Annotated in this window: 14 protein-coding genes and 1 pseudogene; 12 read left to right on the top strand and 3 right to left on the bottom strand. The window is 66.9% G+C overall.

Translation table 11 applies throughout. The features are described 5' to 3' along the window. The 5 genes and pseudogenes from KDB67_RS11335 to rho form a co-directional block, all read left to right on the top strand. Positions 1-506 (top strand): annotated as a pseudogene (locus KDB67_RS11335) (diaminopimelate decarboxylase); the annotation flags it as partial. Continuing rightward, complete coding sequence (locus KDB67_RS11330; RefSeq protein WP_291015784.1) at positions 503-1,816, top strand: homoserine dehydrogenase; 1,314 nt, start codon at positions 503-505, stop codon at positions 1,814-1,816. The pseudogene KDB67_RS11335 and the gene KDB67_RS11330, both read left to right, overlap by 4 nt. 1 nt (position 1,817) lies before the next feature. Then, on the top strand, positions 1,818-2,909 hold the full coding sequence (gene thrC / locus KDB67_RS11325) for a threonine synthase (RefSeq protein ID WP_291015782.1): 1,092 nt from the start codon (positions 1,818-1,820) through the stop codon (positions 2,907-2,909). 7 nt (positions 2,910-2,916) lie between these two features. Next, on the top strand, positions 2,917-3,915 hold the full coding sequence (gene thrB, locus KDB67_RS11320) for a homoserine kinase (protein ID WP_291015788.1): 999 nt from the start codon (positions 2,917-2,919) through the stop codon (positions 3,913-3,915). A 428-nt stretch (positions 3,916-4,343) separates the two neighbouring features. Further along, entirely contained in the window at positions 4,344-6,218 is a 1,875-nt protein-coding gene (gene rho / locus KDB67_RS11315; RefSeq protein ID WP_291015786.1) for a transcription termination factor Rho, read from the top strand. 79 nt (positions 6,219-6,297) lie between these two features. Here rho and KDB67_RS11310 read toward each other — a convergent pair whose 3' ends face one another. Genes KDB67_RS11310 through KDB67_RS11300 form a run of 3 tightly spaced genes read right to left on the bottom strand, consistent with a single transcriptional unit; the run spans position 6,298 to position 14,635 of the window. Further along, the gene (locus tag KDB67_RS11310) at positions 6,298-7,335 is read right to left on the bottom strand and encodes a heme transporter (protein ID WP_291015781.1); all 1,038 of its coding nucleotides are present in this window, start codon (positions 7,333-7,335) and stop codon (positions 6,298-6,300) included. Between the two features lie 38 nt (positions 7,336-7,373). Then, complete coding sequence (locus KDB67_RS11305; RefSeq protein WP_291015779.1) at positions 7,374-9,296, bottom strand: flavodoxin domain-containing protein; 1,923 nt, start codon at positions 9,294-9,296, stop codon at positions 7,374-7,376. A 2-nt stretch (positions 9,297-9,298) separates the two neighbouring features. Next, positions 9,299-14,635 (bottom strand): glutamate synthase-related protein, encoded by a 5,337-nt coding sequence (locus KDB67_RS11300; protein WP_291015777.1) that lies wholly within the window; start codon positions 14,633-14,635, stop codon positions 9,299-9,301. A gap of 278 nt (positions 14,636-14,913) precedes the next feature. Between KDB67_RS11300 and rpmE the strand changes: the two genes are divergently transcribed. From rpmE to KDB67_RS11265, 7 genes are all read left to right on the top strand, one after another. Continuing rightward, positions 14,914-15,141 (top strand): 50S ribosomal protein L31, encoded by a 228-nt coding sequence (rpmE, locus tag KDB67_RS11295; protein ID WP_005188763.1) that lies wholly within the window; start codon positions 14,914-14,916, stop codon positions 15,139-15,141. A 114-nt stretch (positions 15,142-15,255) separates the two neighbouring features. Further along, positions 15,256-16,332 carry a peptide chain release factor 1 gene (gene prfA / locus KDB67_RS11290; protein WP_291015776.1) on the top strand — a complete coding sequence of 359 codons (1,077 nt, stop codon included), beginning with the start codon at positions 15,256-15,258 and terminating at the stop codon, positions 16,330-16,332. Next, a complete protein-coding gene (gene prmC, locus KDB67_RS11285) occupies positions 16,329-17,228 on the top strand; it encodes a peptide chain release factor N(5)-glutamine methyltransferase (protein ID WP_291015774.1) in 900 nt (299 codons plus the stop codon). Before prfA ends, prmC begins: the two co-directional genes overlap by 4 nt. 213 nt (positions 17,229-17,441) lie before the next feature. Next, a complete protein-coding gene (locus tag KDB67_RS11280; RefSeq protein ID WP_291015772.1) occupies positions 17,442-18,101 on the top strand; it encodes an L-threonylcarbamoyladenylate synthase in 660 nt (219 codons plus the stop codon). A gap of 42 nt (positions 18,102-18,143) precedes the next feature. Beyond that, complete coding sequence (locus KDB67_RS11275) at positions 18,144-19,334, top strand: MraY family glycosyltransferase (protein ID WP_291015771.1); 1,191 nt, start codon at positions 18,144-18,146, stop codon at positions 19,332-19,334. A gap of 251 nt (positions 19,335-19,585) precedes the next feature. Further along, entirely contained in the window at positions 19,586-19,999 is a 414-nt protein-coding gene (locus KDB67_RS11270; protein ID WP_291015770.1) for a hypothetical protein, read from the top strand. Further along, the coding region (locus KDB67_RS11265; protein ID WP_291015769.1) for a FoF1 ATP synthase subunit a at positions 19,996-20,684 on the top strand (689 nt) is incomplete at its 3' end. The genes KDB67_RS11270 and KDB67_RS11265, both read left to right, overlap by 4 nt.

The raw sequence follows: 20,684 nt of genomic DNA, 5'->3' as shown, positions 1-20,684 counted from the left end.
CGATCGTCCGGCGCGAGTCGGCCGCCGTCGGACTGCCGATGCCGACCCTGGCCGTCGAACCCGGACGGGCGATCGCCGGACCCGGCACCGTCACCGTGTACGAGGTCGGCACCATCAAGGACGTCGAACTCGAACGCGGAGCCATCCGGCGCTACGTCTCGGTCGACGGCGGGATGAGCGACAATATCCGCACCGTCCTGTACCAGGCGGAGTACGACGTACGATTGGTCTCGCGCGTGTCATCGGCGCCCGCGGTGGTGAGCCGGGTGGTGGGCAAGCACTGCGAGAGCGGTGACATCATCATCAAGGATTGCTGGCTGCCGGGCGACCTGCAGGCCGGGGATCTGCTGGCGGTGGCGGCGACGGGGGCATACTGCTACTCGATGTCGAGCCGGTACAACATGGTGATGCGTCCGCCGGTGGTGGCCGTCGCCGACGGCGCATCGCGACTGCTGATCCGTCGGGAGACGATCGAAGATTTCTTGCGACTGGAGGTAGGCAAGTGACCGAAGCCGTTCAGGACCGGCCGGCCATCGGTGTGGCGGTGCTAGGCATGGGCAACGTCGGCGCCGAGGTCGTGCGCATTCTGGAGGAGAACGCCGACGACCTGCGGGCCCGCGTGGGCGCGCCGCTGGAGATCCGCGGCGTGGCAGTGCGGGATCTGACCAAACCACGCAAGATCGATTCGGCACTGCTCACCACCGATGCCGCCGCCCTGGTGGCCCGCGACGACGTCGACATCGTCGTCGAACTCGTCGGTGGTATCGACCCGGCCCGCGAACTGATCCGCACAGCGCTGACCAGCGGAAAATCCGTGGTATCGGCCAATAAAGCGCTGCTGGCCGACTACACGGGCGAATTGGCCGGGGCGGCCGCCGAGGCGAAGGTCGACCTGTACTTCGAGGCCGCCGTGGCCGGTGCGATCCCGGTGATCCGGCCGCTGATGCAGTCGCTCGCCGGTGACAAGGTGCAGCGGGTCGCCGGAATCGTCAACGGCACCACCAACTTCATCCTCTCTGCGATGGACTCCACCGGCGCCGGCTACGACGAGACCCTCGCCGAGGCCGGCCGACTCGGGTACGCCGAGGCCGACCCCACCGCCGACGTCGGCGGCTACGATGCGGCAGCCAAGGCCGCGATCCTCGCCTCGATCGCCTTCCACACCCGGGTCACGGCGGCCGACGTGTACCGCGACGGCATCACCGAGGTCACCGCGGCGGACCTGGCGGCTGCCCAGAAGTTCGACTGCACCGTCAAACTGCTCGCCATCTGTGAGCGGATCGCCGGCGACGACGGCGAGCAGGTCTCCGCTCGTGTCTATCCGGCGCTCGTCCCGCTGTCCCATCCGCTGGCCTCGGTCAGCGGTGCGTTCAACGCAGTGGTGGTGGAGGCCGAGAACGCCGGGCGGTTGATGTTCTACGGCCAGGGTGCCGGTGGTGCTCCCACGGCTTCGGCCGTGATGGGTGATCTGGTGATGGCGGCGCGCAACAAGGTGCACGGCGGTCGCGGACCACTCGAATCCACTTACGCCGAACTGCCCGTCGCCTCCATCGACGACGTGCCCACCCGCTACTACGTGTCGATGCGGGTTGCCGACCGGCCCGGGGTCCTCGCGCAGGTGGCCGGCGAATTTTCCAAGCGTTCGGTGAGTATCTCCGCGGTGCGTCAGGAGGGCGCCGGCGACGACGCCCGGCTGATCGTGGTGACCCATCGTGCACCCGACCGCGCGCAGTCGGAAACCGTTGCGGCACTGGAAGACATGGATGCGGTGATCAAGGTATCCAGCGTCCTCCGAATGGAAGGAACAGATGACTGACGTGAGCCCGACTGACGTGACCCCCACCCCCGTGCACCGCGCCTGGCCGGGCCTCATCGAGGCCTACCGGTCGCGGATGCCCGTCGCCGACGACTGGAAGGTGGTGACGCTGCTGGAGGGCGCCACTCCGCTGGTGCCGGCACCGCACCTGTCCGAGCTCACCGGGTGCGAGGTGTACCTCAAGGTGGAGGGGCTGAACCCGACCGGCTCCTTCAAGGACCGCGGAATGACGATGGCTGTGACCACCGCAGTCAACAACGGCAAGCGGGCCGTTCTGTGCGCGTCGACGGGCAACACATCCGCGTCGGCCGCCGCTTATGCGACCCGAGCCGGTATCACCTGTGCAGTGCTGATCCCTGAGGGCAAGATCGCCATGGGCAAGCTGGCGCAGGCGGTTATGCACGGCGCCAAGATCATTCAGGTTCAGGGTAACTTCGATGACTGCCTCGAACTGGCCCGCAAGGTCACCGCGGACTTCCCGGAGATCGAACTGGTCAACTCGGTGAACCCGGCCCGTATCGAGGGGCAGAAGACCGCCGCGTTCGAGATAGTCGACGTGCTGGGCCGGGCACCCGATGTGCACGCGTTGCCCGTGGGCAATGCCGGTAACATCACCGCTTACTGGAAGGGCTACCGCGAATACCACGCCGACGGCATCAGCGACTCTCTGCCGCGGATGCTGGGCGTGCAGGCCGCGGGTGCGGCGCCGTTGGTGAACGGTGCACCGGTGAAGAATCCGGAGACCATCGCCACCGCGATCCGCATCGGATCGCCGGCGAGCTGGAATCAGGCGGTCGCCGCCAAGGACGAGTCGAACGGCCAGTTCCGGGCGGCGACCGACGAGAAGCTGCTGGAGGCCTACCGGCTGGTCGCGGGCAAGGAAGGCGTGTTCGTCGAACCGGCCTCTGCCGCCAGCGTGGCGGGCCTGCTCGCCGCCCACGCCGACGGCTGGATCGAGCCGGGCAGCACCGTCGTGTGCACCGTGACCGGTAACGGTCTCAAGGATCCGGACACCGCGCTCTCGGGTATGCCCGAGGTCAACGCCATCCCGGTCGACCCGGTTGCGGTTGCGGATGCTCTCGGTGTCGGCTGACCTGGAGATGGCCGGCGACCTGCTGCCGGAGGCGCCCCCGTCCGTCGGGGATGCCGATACTGTTCTGCCCGAAGGTATTTCAGCTCGGGTTAGAGTCCCGGCCTCGAGTGCGAATCTGGGGCCGGGATTCGATTGCCTCGGTATCGCGCTCGGAGTGTACGACGAGTTGACCGTGACGACGGCTCCGTCGGGTATTCACATCGATGCAGTCGGCGAGGGCGCCGACGACATTCCCCGCGACGACCGGCATCTCGTGGCGCGGGCGGTGCGCCGCGGATTGGAATACGGCGGCGCGAGCGCGAGCGGCCTGACCCTGCAGTGCGTGAACGCGATCCCGCATTCGCGCGGCCTCGGCTCGTCGGCGGCCGCCGCAGTCTCGGGTTTCGCTGCGGCGTCGGGTCTGCTCGCCGCCGCCGGTGTTCGTGAACCGTTCACCGATGCCGAGCTGGTGCAGCTTGCCGGCGAGTTCGAGGGTCACCCGGACAACGCGGCCGCGAGCGTACTCGGCGGGGCGGTGGTGACCTGGACCGACAGCCCCCTAGAGGCCAATCCCGACGGTGTGGTGGCCGATGGTGACATCTACCTGGCCCGTCGACTGGCCGTGCATCCCGACATCCGGGCCACGGTATTCGTGCCGGAGACGGAGTCATCGACCTCGCACACGCGTGGCCTGTTGCCCGATTCGGTCCCGCGCACCGATGCGGTGTTCAACCTGTCGCGTTCGGCGCTGGCGGTGGTTGCCCTCACGACGGCTCCGGAATGCCTCTTCGACGCAACCGTCGACCGTCTGCACCAGCCGTATCGGGCGCCGTCGATGCCGCACAGTGCCGAACTCGTCGCGATGCTACGCGAACACGGCTATGCCGCGATGGTGTCGGGGGCGGGGCCGTCGGTGCTGATCCTCGGTGCGCTCCCGGTGACCGACGACGTGGTGGCGCTCGCGCACGATATCGGATTCGCCACCTGGCCCGTCGAAGTGGCCAAAGGTGTCGAGATCTCCTGGTGACACCCCGTCCGGACGGGAATGATGGCCGCCGATTGTAATTTCGGGCGTGTTACCCGTAGTATGCGAAAACGGCCAGCGTAGTATGGGTCTTGGCCGCGCAGAGTTTTCTGCCACGTTTCTCTTCCGCAATCCGGCACATCTCATCCCGGAACTCGTACACCGCACCGGGTGTGGCCGAGGTGAGCAGTCGCCCCGGGTACGGGCGGGGTGTCACCCGATGCGGAGCCCATAGAAGCGGGGATTCTCGTGGCGCACACCCCGAATACTTTCCCTGCCGACGTCCACCCGGACGTACATTCTCCCGCTGAGCGCGGGGGCAGCCTAGACCCCGATCTCATGAGTAGAGAACGGGGAACGAAAGGACATCCGTGACCGATACGGACGTGATCAGCGCGCCGAAGAGCAAGGCACGTGCCGGACTTTCCGGCATGGTCCTCACCGAATTGCGTGCTCTGGCCGGTGAGCTGGGTATCAAAGGCACATCGGGCATGCGCAAGGGCGATCTCATCGCCGCTATCAAAGAACGTCAGGGCGGCGCCGATCAGCTCACCCTGACCCCCGACGTGCCCAAGAGCGCGGACACGGCCAAAGTCGTCAAGACCAAGGCGCCCCGCACGACTCGTGCGCCGCGTGCGGCCAAGGTGACTGACGAGGGTACCGACAGCGCTCCTGAGGCTGCTTCGGCCACCACCGACAGCGCCACCACCGACGCGGGTCAACCTGGTGGACCCGCGGGCGAGCCGCGGGCCGATGAACCGGCCAAGGACGACGCCGTGAAGGCCGAATCCGGCAAGAACGAATCCGGCAAGAGTGAGGGCGCCAGGTCGGAATCGCCGCGTGCCGAGAGCGCCGCCGGCGAGCAGCAGGGTGACAACGCCCAGGGTGAGGGTCGCGGCCGTAACCGGAATCGCAATCAGCAGGGCCAGAACAACAACCAGCGCGGGGACAACCAGCGCGGCGACGGCCAGCGCGGTGATAACCAACAGAGCAAGAACCAACAGGGCAAGAACCAGCAGGGTGGGCAGAACGGCCCACGCGACGATGACGACGAGGACGGCGGCGGCCGCGGCCGCCGCGGCAGGCGTTTCCGCGAGCGCCGCCGCGGGCGTGACCGCGACTCGGTGGCCTCGGGTGAGCCGCAGATCGCCGAGGACGACGTCCTGCAGCCGGTCGCGGGCATTCTCGACGTCCTCGACAACTACGCCTTCGTGCGCACTTCCGGCTACCTGGCCGGGCAGAACGACGTCTACGTGTCGATGAACCTGGTGCGCCGCTACGGACTGCGCCGTGGCGATGCGGTAACCGGTGCGGTGAAGGTGCCCAAGGACGGTGAGCAGGCCAACCAGCGGCAGAAGTTCAATCCCCTGGCACGTCTGGACACCGTCAACGGCGGTGATCCCGAAGCGGCCCGCAAACGTCCCGAGTTCAACAAGCTCACCCCGCTGTACCCCAATCAGCGGCTGCGGCTGGAAACCACGCCCGAGCGTCTCGACACCCGCGTCATCGACCTGATCATGCCGATCGGCAAGGGCCAGCGTGCGCTGATCGTGTCGCCGCCGAAGGCCGGTAAGACGACGATCCTGCAGGACATCGCCAACGCGATCACCACCAACAACCCCGAATGCCACCTGATGGTGGTGCTGGTGGACGAGCGCCCCGAAGAGGTCACCGACATGCAGCGATCGGTGAAGGGTGAGGTTATCGCCTCCACCTTCGACCGGCCGCCGTCAGATCACACCTCGGTTGCCGAACTGGCCATCGAACGGGCCAAGCGCCTCGTCGAGCAGGGCAAGGACGTGGTGGTTCTGCTCGACTCGATCACCCGTCTAGGCCGCGCGTACAACAACGCGTCGCCGGCGTCGGGACGTATCCTGTCCGGTGGTGTCGACTCGACGGCCCTGTACCCGCCCAAGCGGTTCCTCGGCGCCGCGCGCAACATCGAGAACGGCGGTTCGCTCACGATCATCGCGTCGGCGCTGGTGGAGACCGGATCGACCGGTGACACGGTCATTTTCGAGGAGTTCAAGGGCACCGGCAACGCCGAGCTCAAGCTCGACCGCAAGATCTCCGAACGCCGGGTGTTCCCCGCGGTCGACGTGAACCTGTCGAGCACTCGCAAGGATGAGCTGCTGCTCTCGCCCGAGGAGTTCTCGATCGTGCACAAGCTGCGCCGGGTGCTCAGCGGGCTCGATTCGCAGCAGGCCATTGATCTGCTGATCTCGCAGCTCAAGAAGACCAAGACCAATATCGAGTTCCTGATGCAGGTCCAGTCGAACGCTCCCGGGGCGATGAAGGACGACTGATCGGCCTACTAGCACTACGACAACACCCCCGAAGGCCGGGTTTCCCGGCGATCGGGGGTGTTGTGCGTATACGGCGCTCTCAGGCGGCGAGATCGTCGATGAGCTGATCCCAGGCTTCCGAGGCGATGGCGGCGACCGGCCCGGTCTGGGTGGCCACGAAACTGCACCGGCCGTGCCGGTCGTACAGTTCGATCGCCCCGGTGCGGCCGCACGCGCCCTGCGACCACGTGATCCAGCAATCCTCGACGAGATTGAAGTTGATCATCACGCGCGCCGTTCCCGACGCGATCACCATGGTGCCGTTGTGTTCCCGGCATCCGTCGAGCTCGGCATGGCGCATCTGCAGACATCCTGTGGCGACCGCGCACAACGTCAGCGGCATACCCAGCAGCGCGGCGTGTTCGAGTGCGGAGATCACCCGGGCCGGATCGACGCGGACCGCGGGCAGTGGTGAAGCGATGGTTTCGTCGGCCAGACGGCCGCGCCGCCAGGCCCCGCAGTCATCGAGCAGTGTGTCGAACAGAGCAATCTGGTCATCGTCGGGGATCTGGGATGCGTCCGGCTCGACGTGTTGGTCGCCTGACTGGCCAGGGTCGTCTCCGGTGGGCGGCACCGCCAACGACAGGGCCTCGAACGCCAGCCGGTCGGAGTGCTCGGTCAGATACGTCGCGTGCGCGGTGTTCCCGTCGGCATCGAACAGGCGCAGCGTCGGCGGAACATGCGCTGACGGCTCGGTGATCAGGGCTTTCCCGAGGCGTCGGGGATTGATCCGCAGCGAGATGCGGGAACCGTCCGGCCGCAGCGGTCCACCGATCTCACCCGGAGCGCTGTGCACGCCCACGTCGTTCATGACGACGGGGCCGGCGACGGTCACCCCGACCACACGGTCGAGCAGGGACAGGTTGGCGGCCAGTTCGCGGATCGGGGTCTCGAGCACGGCCCCGGCGAACCCGGGCGTGGCCAACAGCGTGTCCAGATCGCTGGCCGTGTGCCGTGCCCGGCCCGGACAGTAACAGCCCGATGCATTCGCGCATCCGTGCCGGGTGATACCGGTGACCTCGTGGTCACCGGCGGTGCCGGTCGAGTCATCGGGTGTTGTGTCCGGGGAATCGGGCATCGTCGCCTGTTCCTTCCTGCTCGCCGCCGGGCGAGTCTCTAGTACACGTCGCGCAGGTAGCGCTTGTCGGATTTGAGCTTGCTGATGTAGGCCTCGGTGTCGTTGGCCGAGAGTCCGCCGTGCTCGGCGATGAGCTCGTGGAGGGCTTCGTCGACGTCGTGCGCCATCCGGGTCGCGTCACCGCACACGTAGATGTGGGCGCCGGATTCGAGCCAGGAGAAGAATTCGGCGCCCTTTTCGAGCATCCGGTTCTGCACGTAGACCTTGTGTTCCTGATCGCGTGAGAATGCGAGGTCGAGATGGGTGAGGACGCCGTCGGTGACGAACTGACCGAACTCGTCGGCGTAGATGAAATCGCTGGCGCGGTGCTGATCGCCGAAGAACAGCCAGTTCTCGCCCGTGGCTCCCTGCGACACCCGCTCATGCAGGAAGGCGCGGAACGGCGCGACGCCGGTACCGGGCCCGATCATGATGACCTTGGCGTCATCGGCGGGCAGCCGGAACGACTTGTTGGGGGTGATGTACACGCCCACCTGCTCGCCGACCGATCGCCGATCGGCGAGGTAGGTCGAACACACGCCGCCTCGATCGCGGTTCCCGGTGCGGTAGCGGACCGTGGCCATGGTGATGTGCACCGAACCGGAGTGCACACGCGGGCTCGACGAGATCGAGTAGACGCGCGCGGCCAGTGGCTTGAGTTCGGCGATCAGTTCCTCGGGGGTGATGGTGAGGTTCGGGTCGACGTTGAGGACGTCGAGGACGTCGCGGCCGTACAACCAGGCGTCGAGTGCCTCGTGATCGCCGGTGTCGACGAGGTGGCTGATCTCGGGGTCGTGGGTGCGTTTGGCGATGTAGTCGACCAGGTACTTGGTGGGCACACCGACCTCGTAGTGATGGGTGAGTGCCTCGCGCAGGGAGTGCTCGGTCTTGCGGTCCTTGATCACCTCGTCGCCGGTGGCACCGATGCGCTTGAGGATCAGATCGACGACGACCGGGTCGTTGACGGCGGCGATGCTGATGCCGTCGCCTGGTTCGTAGGCGATACCGCTATCGCCGAGCGAGATCTCGATGTGCCGCACCTCCTTGGAGGATGTGGCACCGGAGAGCACCGAGTTGGTGATGATCGTCGCCGGATAGGGGTTCTTTCGGCCCCAGGCGGACTTGCCGCCGGACTTCGCCGGTGCGGGCTCGGGAGTCTCGGGGACCTCGACAACAGCGGGCTCGGCAACTGCGGGTTCGGTGATGGTGGGCTCGGGCGTGGGGACCTCGACCGCGGGTTCCTCGACAGCGGCCGCGGCACCGGCGGCGGCGAGCGCGGGCAGCGCCTCGGCGATCCAGTCGTCGGCCGGTCCCTGGTAATCGACATCGCAGTCGACGCGGTCGATGACCCTGGTCGCGCCCAGTTCGGCGATCCGCGCATCGAAGTTCTTGCCGGCCTGACAGAACCCGTCGTAGATGGAGTCACCGAGCGCGACGACACCGAAATAGGTGCCCTCGAGCCGCGGTGCGTCCGGACCGGCGACCTCCTGCCAGAAATCCTCGGCGTCATCGGGCATCTCACCCTCGCCGTAGGTGGAGCAGACGATCACCAGATGGCCGGCGGCCGCGAGCGTATCCAGGTCCATGTCGCCCATGTCCTTGGTTGCGGCTGCGAAGCCGTGCTCGGCTGCGGCGGTTTCGATCTGTTCGGCGACGTACTCGGCGTTGCCGGTCTGCGTGCCGTAGACGATCAGCAGCGGTCGCGGACCGGCTTCGGCTGCGGCGGGCTCGGCGGCCGGCTGTGTAGCAGGTGCGGCCGCGTCGATCGTGGCGGCGGAAATCGGGGCAGTAGCGGAAGCGGCGGGCTGCGCCGGCTCCGAAGGCAGTCCGATCCGGGTGTTCAATCCGGCCAGAAATCCTGCCAGCCAGGCCTTCTGTTCGCCCGTGAAGGGTACGTCCGCGGGAATGTGAGGCAGTTCCATGTCTATCCGACCTTAAATTTGTCAGTGCGATTTGCGTCACTGTGATATATACCGGCCGCAATGGTAGCGGTGACATCCGGGACGGCTCTGGAGGCGAAGAGCTCATCGAAACCGGGCAGTCCACCGAGCTTTTCGCGGTTGACGGCATCTTGATGAAGAACCCAGCCGTAGGTCGCGGGCGCGTCGATCGACCGGACGTTACGCAGCCACAGCGCGTTCTTGTAGTCGGTGACGCGCTTGTTGCCGATCAGTGCCGCGAGCTGCTCGCGGGTGTAGCCGGAGAGGATGTCGCGGGCATACTTCTTGACGCGCCCGGTGAGTTCGAAGTCCTCGGTCAGCACCAGATTACGGGCGGCCTTGGCGATCGCGGTCTCGCCGGTTTCCGCCGAGGTCTTGCGCAGGCGGCGGGTGGCCACTTCCCGGGCGAGTTCGAAGACGATGAACGCGCCGAGCACACGGAACATCTGTTCGTCGTCGGTGTGGCCGAACTCGGGGGTGAGCCCGTCCGCGACCGGTGCCTTGTACCGGATCGAGACCTTCAGTTTGCGGACCTGGTCGCCGGCGATCGCGGTGGACAGTTCGTCGAGCAGCTCACGCTGGGACAGGTTGGCCATGATGGTGTCGCTGTCCTGATGCTGCAGCAGCGCCTTGGGCATGGCGTAACTGACGTAGTGACGTTCGGTCTCCCAGTTCTGGATGAGCCTGGTGGCCAGCGCCGATCCGGTGGCCTGCGCGTGCATGTGCAGCAGGGTGCGGGCGGCATGGTGGTGGAACGGCGCGTACGGATCGTCCACTCCGGTGACGGAGCCGACGATCACCGAATCGGTGCTGATGCGGGACTCCAGGGTGCACGCCGGGTCGTACTGATAGAGGAATCCGCCGCTCATCCCGTTGGCCAGGCCCTTGCCGTACCCGCCGAGATTGAACACCGCACCGTTGGTCATGTACTCGCAGCCGTACTCGCCCAGGCCCTCGACGACGGCCGTCGCGCCCGAGTTGCGGACCGCGAACCGGTCACCCGCCTCACCCTCGACGAACAACCGGCCGCCGGTGGCGCCGAACAGCGCGAAGTTGCCGACCAGGACGTTGCCGCCGACCCCGGGTGAGCCGCCGCCGGGGGAGCCGACGATCACGGTGCCGCCCGACATCGACTTGCCGACACCGTCGTTGCAGGTGCCTGTGTGGACCATCCGCATCCCGTCGGTGCAGAACGCCGCGTACGACAGCCCGGCGGATCCGGTGCTGGGCACCGTGACGGTGTCGGCGTCGAGATAGCGGCGGCCGCGGTCGTCGGTGTACACCGGGCGCAGCGATGTGGAGGTCCGGTCGTCGATCTCATAATTGAGGATGCGCTCGATGTCGATCGCGAGCTGCGCGCCGACGCTCTTGTTGCGGTTGCCCAGGTGTACCGGCTGGGTCGTCACCGCCGATGCCCCACCTTCGAGCAAGGTATCGCGCACCTGCTCCAGCAGCCGGTCGTCGACGGCGTAGTCGCGTTCGAGGTACACCGGGTCGTCGATGTGCGGGTTGTCGACGACCGCAAGCAGTGCCTCGCCGCGCAGCGTCCCGACGAGTGCCGGATGGTCGATCACCGACAGCAGGTCGGCGCGCCCGCGCGCGGCGCGCAGGTCCGGCAGACCGAGTGAGGAGAGGATCTCGCGCACCTCGTGCGCCACGTTCAGCAGGTACTGCGCCATCGCCCGCGGATCGCCTTCGAACACCTCGGGATTGGTGGTCAGCCCGGCCGGGCACTGGATGTTGCAGTTCTTGGCGATGACGCAGCCGACCATCATCAGTGCGGCGGTTCCGAACTCGAAACTGTCGGCGCCGAGCAGTGCGGAGGTCACCACGTCGTGACCGGTCTGGTGCGCACCCGACGTGCGCAGTATGACTTTGTTGCGTAATCCATTTGCGCACAGAGCCTGATGTACCTCGGCGAGACCGATCTCGGCGGCGCGGCCCGCGTAGCGCAGGCTGGTCACCGACGCCGCGCCCGTACCGCCGGTGTTGCCGGCGACGTTGATGACGTCGGCGCCCGCCTTGGCGACGCCGACGGCGATCGTGCCGATGCCCTCGGACGACACCAGTTTCACGATGACCCGCACGCGTGCGGCCTTGCAGTCGTGGATCAGCTGCGCGAGGTCCTCGATGGAGTAGGTGTCGTGATGCGGCGGCGGTGAGACCAGCTCGACGCCCGGGGTGCCGCCGCGGGCTGCGGCGATCTCCACGGTCACCTTCGGCGCGGGCAACTGACCGCCCTCGCCGGGTTTGGCGCCCTGGCCGATCTTGATCTCGAGTTCTTCAAGCATCGGATCGGCCAGATAGCCGGACCAGATCCCGAACCGGCCCGAAGCGAACTGCTTGATGCGCGAGGCGCGGATGGTGCCGTACCGCGACAGATGTTCGCCGCCCTCGCCACTGTTGGACAGTCCGCCCACCATGTTGGTGCCGTGGGCCACGGCCTCGTGCGCGGGTGCCACCAGCGCGCCGTGGCTCATCGCCCCCGAGGCGAACGTCGTGGTGATCTCGTGTGCGGGGGCGACGTCGGCCAGTGCGATCGTGGGACCAGCCGGGCGGGGTGACAGGACGTCGCGCAATGCACTGGGCCGCTCGCGGCGGGCCTGGGCGAGTTCGGCGGCGAACTCCCGGTACGCCGGGGTGATCGCGAACGCGTCGATGGTCTCGTCGGACAGCCTGTCGAAGCCACTGCCCTCGTATACCGAGGCGTTGAGTCCGAACGCCGAGTCCAGCGCCGACAGTGTGAGCAGGGGCAGCGAATCTGTGGCGTTGGCGGCCTCGGCCTGCGCGGAGACCTTGTCGGCGGCGTCGTAGCTCAGCTTCTCGGCGGTGAGCCCTTCGTAGCGCTTGACGGCCTTGGTGCCGAACGAGTGCCCGGCACCGCCGGCTCGTTCCTTGAACAGGCCCAGCAGAGGCAGGTCTTTGTCGGAGACCAGTACCCCGGACGGGGCGGTGGCGTGGTGGTGGGCGTCCAGCAGGAGTGCGGCGATCGCGTCGAGGCCGACGCCGCCGACCGGCGACGGTGAGCCGGGGAACCAGCGTCGCAGGTCCTCGTCGGCGGTGTCGAGAAAGTTCGGTTCGAAGAATTCGCCGCCGATGTAGCTCTCGACCGTGCACAGCCCGACCCTGCCCATGGTCTTCATCAGGGACTTCTCGGCCGCCTTGGCCCAGTTGGCGAACGCCTTGTCGGGGTCCGGCCTGGTCCGGGCCCGCCTGGCCACCGAATGCGGGTGTACCGCCGATGCGCCGAACCCGAGCAGGCAGGCCAGGTGATGCGACGATTCGACCTGGCCGCTGTCGGCGATCAGCGAGATCCGCAGCCGCAGACCCTCATCGATCAGCCGCTGATTTATGGCCGAGACGACGAAGGTCATGGGCAGTGCCGCGTGCGCGTCGTCGACACCCCGGTCGGTGAGGATCGCGATGCCGCCGCGCCGTTTGGCGAACGCCACGACCTCCTCGCCGAGATGGTCGATGGCCGTCACGATCGCCGTGCGTGCATCGGTACCGGTGTCCGGGCCGGCCGGGTAGAGCGCGGGGAACGTGCTGACCGGGGTTTCGGTCTGCGCTCCGAGCAACGACAACTGCCGGGCGGTGAGTACAGGCGAACGCAGGATGATCTGGCGGGTGCGGATGAGCGAATCGTGGCGGCGGTCGCGGCCGGACACCTCGGGACGTATCCCGAGGGCCACGCGCAGGGTCATCCCGTCGGCCTCCCGGATGCTGTCCAGCGGCGGGTTGGTGACCTGGGCGAATCGCTGGGAGAAATAGCGGGTGATGCTGGGTTCGATGTTGCTCAGGGCGTTGATGGCATTGCCGAAGCCCATCGCCGAGACGAGTTCGGTGCCCTTGTCCAGCATCGGATCCATGAAGTAGCGGAAGCTCTCCTGGTCCAGGTAGTACGCGCGATAGCGCTGATGGTCGGTCAGCGTGGTGGCTTTTGCGTCGATGTCTGCGGCAGCGGGCCGATCAGGTTCCGGACCGGACTCGAACTCGATGGGTTCGAACGCCGTGAGGTCGTCGAGGTCGACCTTGGCGGCGGCCAGCAGCGCCGGGTAGTCGGCCGCGGCGGCGAGCTTCTCGTAGGCGTCGTCGGTGGTGTAAGTGCGATGTTCACGATGGTCGTAGAAGATCATCCCGCCCGCGGATACCCGGCCGCGGGAGATCACCGAGTCCGGGTGCACGTCGATCTGGCCTGCCTCGGAGAACGCGCACAGGAACTTGTTGGTCTCGAGCGTCCGCAGGGGACGCAGACCCAGGCGGTCGAGGCGGGCACCGATGATCGACCCGTTGCCGAAGACGACGGCGGCGGGGCCGTCGTTCTTCTCCTCGTACAGCGAGAAGTACTCGAACATGGCGCGCACCCGGGGGGAGAGCGAGGTGTCGTTCTCCCAGGCCGGGGGCATCATCGACACGATGGCGGTGACCAGGTCGAGGCCGTCCTCGGTGACCCGGGTGGCGACGGTCTGGTCCAGGCGCGAGCTGTCGGACTGCCCGGGCGGCCGGACGATGCTTCGGCGCTGTGCGGCGGCGGCGGTCACCTGGGCGATGCGGTTCTTCTTGTCGGTGTTGAGCTCACCGTTGTGGGCCAGGAACCGGAACGGTTGCGCCATCGTCGGGTGTGGATCGGTATTCGTGGAGAACCGGGTGTGGAAGAAGAGCGTGTGCACCGCGTGATCGGGGTCGGTCAGGTCGGCGAAGTAGCCGACCACCTCGGGCGAGGAGAGCCGCCCCTTGAGTACCTGGGTGCGAGCCGACAGCGACAGCGGATACAGACCGGCCAGGGCCGGTTCGGTGTAACCGATCGCCTCGATGTGCAGCAGGGCCTGCTGCACGAGCAGGTCGAGGTCGGCGGGACTCGGAGTGGGTTCGGGTGCGCCGAACACCCACTGCCGGATCGGCAGCTGCGCTCCGACGGCTGCGGGGCGCAGCACCGAATTGTTCACCGGCACATCGCGAACGGCGAGGACGGAGAATCCCCGCTCTGTCATTGTCGATTCGATCAGACGCTCGGCCCGTGTCTCCTCACCCGCGGGGAGGAAGAAGTTGCCGACGCAGAACCGGCCCAGGGACAGGTCCGCGATACCGGTGACCTTGCGGAAGAACGCCTGCGACAGGTCCATCGACACGCCGCCGCCGTCGCCGACGCCCTCGGCGGACATGCCGCCGCGGTGCGGGACCGAGCACAGTGCCTCGGCCGCCTTGACGATGACGTCGTGGCTCTGCACACCGTCCTTGCGGGTGATGAACCCGACTCCGCAGCTGCTCTTCTCGTCGCTGGGGTCCCACAGCAGGGCCTGTGTGCGCGGTTCGCGCTTCATACGTCTCCTGTATCGAGCCGGCTGGATGCTTGATACGCCCCTGCGACGGTGAAGCGGCGTTCGATCACTATAGCTAAGCCAAACCTAATTTAACTAAGCCATGCCTAAATCTTAGAGGGCGATCAGGAATAGCCGTGCATAACGGGATGTTGCAGCGGGTGCCGATTTCAGTCAGGGCCGCCGGTCGTGGCATAGTGGCAAGGTTGAGTCCGGTACCGGTTCACACCGTCGAGGTACGACGGTGACCCGGCGACCATCATCGAAGGGACACCAGAGAAATGAAGAAGGGTATTCACCCTGACTATGTCGCCACCACCGTCGTGTGTGGTTGCGGCAACACGTTCGAGACACGGAGCACCGCCTCGAGCGGCCGGATCACCGTCGAAGTCTGCTCGCAGTGCCACCCGTTCTACACGGGCAAGCAGAAGATCCTCGACACCGGCGGCCGCGTCGCGCGCTTCGAGAAGCGCTACGGCAAGCGGAACAAAAGCGCAGCCTCCAGCTAGCTTCAGCGACGGCGCCCGCCCGGGAAGTCTCCCGGGGTGGGCGCCGTTCTGCTTTGTGCAAACCTCTGTGCAAACCGATTCCCGTTTGTTTCCATCGATCCCAGTGAGGCGACAGTGAGCAGCACCAGCCCGTCCGCCATCGACGACGTCGTCGCCGAACATCAGGGGCTCGAGCTCCAACTCGCCGATCCGGCACTGCACAACGATCCGGCCGCCGCACGCCGGGTCGGCAAACGTTTCGCCGAGCTCGCTCCGGTGATGGCCACCTATCGCAAGCTGACAGTCGCCCGTGACGATCTGGAGGCCGCGCGCGAACTGGCCGCCGACGATGCCTCGTTCGCCGAGGAGATCCCCGCGCTGGAGGAGGCGGTCGCCGAACTCGACGCGACGCTCACCGATCTGCTCGCCCCGCGTGACCCGCACGATGGTGACGACGTCGTCATGGAGATCAAATCCGGTGCGGGAGGGGAGGAGTCGGCGTTGTTTGCCTCCGACCTGGCCCGGATGTACCTCAAGTACTGCGAACGCCATGGCTGGAAGGCGCAGATCCTCGGTGTCACCGAATCCGATCTCGGCGGCTACAAGGAGGCCACGATCTCGGTCAAGGCCCGCGAATCGGTGCGTGACGGCGTGTGGTCGCGGCTGAAGTTCGAGGGCGGTGTGCACCGCGTGCAGCGGGTGCCGGTCACCGAATCACAGGGACGCATCCACACCTCCGCGGCAGGTGTGCTGATCTATCCAGAGCCCGACGAGGTCGAAGAGGTCTCGATCGACGAATCGGATCTGCGGATCGACGTGTACCGATCGTCCGGAAAGGGCGGTCAGGGCGTCAACACCACCGATTCGGCGGTGCGCATCACCCATCTGCCCACCGGAATCGTCGTGACCTGTCAGAACGAACGCTCACAGCTGCAGAACAAGGCCCGTGCCATGCAGGTGCTCGCGGCCCGGTTGCAGGCGGCGGCCGAGGAAGAAGCCGACGCCGCGGCCGCCCAGGGGCGCGCCGCGCAGATCCGTACCGTCGACCGCTCCGAGCGCATCCGCACCTACAACTTCCCCGAGAACCGCATTACCGATCACCGCATCGGTTACAAGGCCAACAACCTCGACGCGGTTCTGGCCGGTGACATGGACGGACTGCTCGACGCGCTGGTCGGCGCCGACCGGCAGGCCCGGCTCGCCGCCGAATGACCGCCCGCCGCGCGCGGGTCAGCGACGAAATCGCCGACGCGACAAGACAACTCGACGATGCGGGCGTCGCCTCCGCGCGGGCGGACGCGGAATGGCTGATGTGTCATGTGCTCGGCATCGACCGCGGTCGGCTGCTCATCGCCGACGACATGTCCGACGCGGCGGTGGTGCGGTACCGGGACCTGGTGGCCGAGCGGGCGCGGCGGATCCCGTTGCAGCATCTGACGGGTACTGCGGCGTTCGGTCCGCTGGATCTGTCCGTGGGCCCCGGGGTGTTCGTGCCGAGACCGGAGACCGAATGGCTGCTCGAGTGGGCGGTCTCGCGGCTCTCGCAGATCGCCGAGCCGGTCGTCGTCGACCTGTGCAGTGGCAGCGGCGCGCTCGCGATCGGCATCGCCGCCCTCGTTCCGGCGGCCCGGGTCTACGCCGTCGAGAAGTCATCCGACGCGTGGGAGTGGCTGTCCTGCAATATTTTTGACTGCGGTGTGCAGGAGCGGTGCATCGCCGTACGGGCCGACGTGACGATCACGGGCAACACCCTGGCAGCGTTGGAGCGCGCGGGAATGCCCGCACCCGCCGACGTCGTGGTGAGCAACCCGCCGTACGTGCCGGAAGGCACGGGTACTGCCCCCGAGGTGGACTGGGATCCACACACGGCCGTGTTCGGGGGCGACGACGGCATGTCGGTGATCACCCCGATGCTCGAGGTGGTGGGACGGCTCCTGCGGCCCGGCGGCCGTGCCGGCATCGAACACGACGAGACGACCTCCGCGAAAGTGATCGCCGCTGCTCGGGCAACCGGTGTGTTCACCGAGATCAACGGGTACGACGATCTCACCGGCCGGCCACGGTTCGTGACGATGGAACGTGCCGCGACCGACGTCGGTGTGTCGTGACCGGCATGCCCGCGGTGCCGGAGTCGCCCGCTGCCGTCGCCGTGCGAGGATGGCAGAGTGGGTTTGCGTACGAACTTGCCGCGGACCACGTCCATCGGGAAGGCCACGTCCACCGGGAAGGCGATGTCCACCGGGAAGGCCACGTCCACCGGGAAGGCCACGTCCGGCCGAAACGGGCAGTGAGGGAGCGCTATCAGTGAGAGGGGACCGGCAGTGAGCACCGTGTACGACTGCAACGAATCCGATTCCCGGGGGGCCGGTATCCGCGCCGCGGTAGGTGCCTCGAAGGCGGGGCGGTTGGTGGTCATGCCCACCGACACCCTCTACGGAATCGGCTGCGACGCATTCGACGCCGAGGCCGTGGCCGCATTGCTCGCGGCCAAGGGACGTGGCCGCGATATGCCGGTGCCGGTGCTCGTCGGTTCCTGGCACACCATCGACGGACTGGTGTTGTCGGTGTCGGCCGACATGCGTGCGCTGGTCGAGTCGTTCTGGCCGGGCGGGCTGAGCATCGTCGTCGAACAGGCGCCGTCGCTGTCGTGGGACCTCGGCGACGCCGACGACACGGTCATGGTCCGGATGCCGCTGCATCCGGTGGCCATCGAGTTGCTTCGTGAGGTCGGTCCGATGGCGGTGTCGAGCGCCAACGTGTCCGGTCAGCCCCCGGCGACAACCATCGCGGAAGCCCGCGGGCAACTGGGTGACGAGGTGTCGGTATACCTCGACGGCGGTCCGGCCGAGCTGGCCCAACCGTCGACCATCATCGACCTGACGGGGATGACACCCCGGATCCTGCGTGAGGGTGCGGTGCCGGCCGCAGCCATCGCCGAGGTACTCGAGATCGATCTTGCGGTCCTGACCGGAGAGCGGTGAGCGGCGTCCGCCGCACGGCCTGTCGCGATGCGCCCTGATGTGATGCCGCCGGATCTCCTGCTCGCCGCCGACTCGGCAGGGGGAGCGGGCGTCCCGTTCCGGGAACTGCTGCTGATCGGGCTGGCGGCCGCTGCCGTCACCTATCTCCTGACCTCGCTGGTCCGCATGGGTGCCATCAAGGCCGGGGCCGTGGCGGTGCCGCGCACCCGCGACGTGCATGTCATCCCGACACCCAGGCTCGGCGGCGTCGGAATGTTCGCCGGCGTCCTCGCCGCCATCATGCTTGCCGCCAACCTGCCGGCGCTGACCCGCGGGTTCGCCTACACCGACGACATGAGCGCGGTGCTGGCCGCGGGCACGGTCATCGTCCTCGTCGGAGTGATCGACGACCGATGGGGTCTGGACGCGCTGACCAAGTTCCTCGGCCAGGTGACCGCTGCGGGGGTCCTGGTGGTCATGGGGGTCAGCTGGTACCTGGTGCCGGTGCCGTTCGGGGACATCGACACCATCGTCCTCGATCCCTTCCAGGCCGGTCTGCTCACCGTGTTTATCACGGTCGCCACCATCAACGCCGTAAACTTCGTCGACGGCCTCGACGGTCTCGCCGCGGGCCTGGGCGCCATCTCCGCGCTGGCGATCTGCCTGTTCTCGGTCGGCCTGCTCAGGGATCAGGGCGGCGACGTCAGCTACTACCCGCCGGCGTTGATCGCGGCGGCACTGGCCGGTGCGTGCCTGGGCTTTCTGCCGCACAACTTCTCGCCCGCCCGGATCTTCATGGGCGACTCGGGTGCGATGCTGATCGGTCTGCTGCTGGCCGCAGCGGCGACCAGCGCCTCGGGTCGCATCGCCATCTACTCCTATGGTCCGGCCGACGTGTTCACCCTCCTCAGCCCGCTGATCCTGGTGGCGGCAGTGGTCTTCATCCCGATGTTGGACATGCTGATGGCCGTGGTCCGCCGGACCCGTGCCGGGGTGGGCTTCTACACGCCCGACAAAATGCATCTGCATCATCGGCTGCTCGAGCTCGGACATTCGCAGCGCAGGGTCGCGCTGATCATCTACCTATGGGTGGGTGTACTCGCGTTTTCCGTCGCCGCCAGCACGATATTCCCGGTCGGATACGTCGCCCCGGCATTCGTGGTGGGGCTGATCCTCGCTGTCGGCGTGACAGTGGCTCCGGGATTGCGGCGCCGGTATGCGCACTGGCGCACCCGCTACCTGGGACGCGCCTGAGGCCCGGGTAAGGTAACAGTAAAGCAGCGTGTACTATCTAGCGTAGTAGAGCAGTTCTGCTCACGACGACTCGCCGGGAACTGGATACATACCCCCCGGTGACGTCGGTTTCCATGTGTTGATAAGGTCACAGGGCACCCGCGGGCCACCCGGTTTCACACTGGCTGTCCGGAACCCCGTGCGGTACCCTGTGCCCGCTTGAACGGGCCGAGCCTGTGCGAAACAGGCCGAAGGAGCTGGAGGAGAGGCGCATGACGACATCTGCACCCGAATCCGCTCCCGTCTATCCGCAGGCGCCCACAGGCCTTCGTCGTCCGGGCATTATCGCGGGCGTCGTCACGGTGGCCGTGGTCGGTGCATCCTTCTGGCTCGGACACCCTCTGGTCGGGGTGTTCTTTTTTGTGGGCGTGATCGGGGTCTTCGTCAATGCGGTGGCCGTACGCAACGTCGTCACCGTCATCGCGGCCGAGGCGAACCCGCACAAGAAATCTCTGGCACTCAATTCTGCCGCCCGGCTAGGCGCCATCACGGTACTGGCGCTGGCAGCGGCCATCCTGGTCCGGCCCGATGGGCTGGGCGTCATGTTCGGACTCGCGGTTGGACAGGTGATCCTGGTACTCAACACGGTGATCCCGGTGATGAAAGGACTGCGTAAGCAGCTATGAGCGAAACCTCCACCTTGGCGGCTTCCATCGAAGTGGGTCACCACAAAGAGGCCGAGTTCCTCGGGATGACCTTCAACGTCGACACCATCATGGCCTCGGCGCTCGCCGCGGTGATCGTGATCGGCCTGGCCTTCGTCCTCAAGGCGAAGGTGACCTCGGGCAAGCCCAACACCGTGCAGATCTACTTCGAGACGATCACCGTGCAGATGCGGCAGCAGATCGAACAGGGCATCGGCATGAAGATCGCCGGCTTCGTCCTGCCGCTCGCGGTCACCCTGTTCACCTACATCCTCATCGCCAACTGGATCGGGGTCATCCCGTGGCAGTACGGCAGCACCAACGACGAGGGTGAGAGTGTGGCCCACGAGGTGTTGATGACCCCATCCGGTGACGTCAACTTCGTCTACGCGATGGCCTTGTTCGTGTTCGTCTGGTACCACGCGGCCGGCGTCAAGCGCCGCGGCATCATCGGGCACCCGGTCAAGCTGGTCAAGGGTCACGCCATCGGTCTGGCCCCGATCAACATCATCGAAGAGATCGCCAAGCCTGTCTCGCTCTCCCTCCGTCTTTTCGGCAACATGTTCGCCGGCGGCACGATGCTCGCGGTGATCGCCATGTTCCCGGCCTACATCCTGTGGGCCCCCAACGCGCTGTGGAAGTCGTTCGACCTGTTCGTCGGCCTCAT

The sequence above is a fragment of the Gordonia sp. (in: high G+C Gram-positive bacteria) genome (assembly GCF_020438995.1).
Taxonomy (GTDB): domain Bacteria; phylum Actinomycetota; class Actinomycetes; order Mycobacteriales; family Mycobacteriaceae; genus Gordonia.
Note: the sequence above shows the minus strand (reverse complement) of the source record. Positions and strands in the feature narration are given on the sequence as shown.